We start from the raw sequence: 1356 nt of genomic DNA, 5'->3' as shown, positions 1-1356 counted from the left end.
CACTATCGGTCAGTCAGGAGTATTTAGCCTTGGAGGATGGTCCCCCCATATTCAGACAGGATACCACGTGTCCCGCCCTACTCTTCGAGTTCACAACCTGTGTGCTTTCGTGTACGGGACTGTCACCCTGTACCGTGCGACTTTCCAGACGCTTCCACTAACACACAAGCTGATTCAGACTCTGGGCTGCTCCCCGTTCGCTCGCCGCTACTGGGGGAATCTCGGTTGATTTCTTTTCCTCGGGGTACTTAGATGTTTCAGTTCCCCCGGTTCGCCTCGTTAACCTATGTATTCAGTTAACGATAGTGTGTCGGAACACACTGGGTTTCCCCATTCGGACATCGCCGGGTCAAAGGTTCATATCACCTCGCCGGCGCTTTTCGCAGATTAGCACGTCCTTCATCGCCTCTGACTGCCAGGGCATCCACCGTGTACGCTTAGTCGCTTAACCTCACAACCCGAAGATGTTTCACTTCTGATTGCGAAAATTTGAGAGACTCGAACACACATAACATGTGTGTCGTTTCAATTTTCAGCTTGATCCAGATTTTTAAAGAGCAAAACTTCGCAGTGCACCTTTTCAGGTTCACTCTGAAGTTTTCTTGTGTTCGCAGTAAAAGATGGTGGAGCTATGCGGGATCGAACCGCAGACCTCCTGCGTGCAAAGCAGGCGCTCTCCCAGCTGAGCTATAGCCCCATCGTTTTGCAATCTCTGTACCGGTAATTTTTGTTGAGGCAAGGCGTGGTGACACGAAGCATACTCAGGTATGTGAGTGTCGCCGCAACGCAGCATCAGCAAAAATTTGGTAGGCCTGAGTGGACTTGAACCACCGACCTCACCCTTATCAGGGGTGCGCTCTAACCACCTGAGCTACAAGCCTGCAGAGATTTTTACTGCTGTTTTTCATCAGACAATCTGTGTGAGCACTACAAAGGCAGGTTCTTTAAGGTAAGGAGGTGATCCAACCGCAGGTTCCCCTACGGTTACCTTGTTACGACTTCACCCCAGTCATGAATCACAAAGTGGTAAGCGCCCTCCCGAAGGTTAAGCTACCTACTTCTTTTGCAACCCACTCCCATGGTGTGACGGGCGGTGTGTACAAGGCCCGGGAACGTATTCACCGTAGCATTCTGATCTACGATTACTAGCGATTCCGACTTCATGGAGTCGAGTTGCAGACTCCAATCCGGACTACGACGCACTTTATGAGGTCCGCTTGCTCTCGCGAGGTCGCTTCTCTTTGTATGCGCCATTGTAGCACGTGTGTAGCCCTACTCGTAAGGGCCATGATGACTTGACGTCATCCCCACCTTCCTCCAGTTTATCACTGGCAGTCTCCTTTGAGTTCCCGGCCG

The 1356-nt window shown here is 51.3% G+C and carries 2 tRNA genes and 2 rRNA genes; all 4 read right to left on the bottom strand.

From position 1 onward, the window contains the following. Window positions 1-451, bottom strand: a 23S ribosomal RNA gene (locus tag M2433_RS23355); the annotation flags it as partial. 170 nt (window positions 452-621) lie between these two features. Next, window positions 622-697 (bottom strand) — tRNA-Ala (locus M2433_RS23350). 107 nt (window positions 698-804) lie between these two features. Continuing rightward, window positions 805-881: transfer RNA gene (locus M2433_RS23345), tRNA-Ile, on the bottom strand. A gap of 69 nt (window positions 882-950) precedes the next feature. Beyond that, window positions 951-1356 (bottom strand): 16S ribosomal RNA (locus M2433_RS23340); the annotation flags it as partial.

It is taken from the genome of Enterobacter sp. AC1 (assembly GCF_050434705.1).
Classification (GTDB): Bacteria; Pseudomonadota; Gammaproteobacteria; order Enterobacterales; family Enterobacteriaceae; genus Enterobacter; species Enterobacter cloacae_L.
Note: the sequence above shows the minus strand (reverse complement) of the source record. Positions and strands in the feature narration are given on the sequence as shown.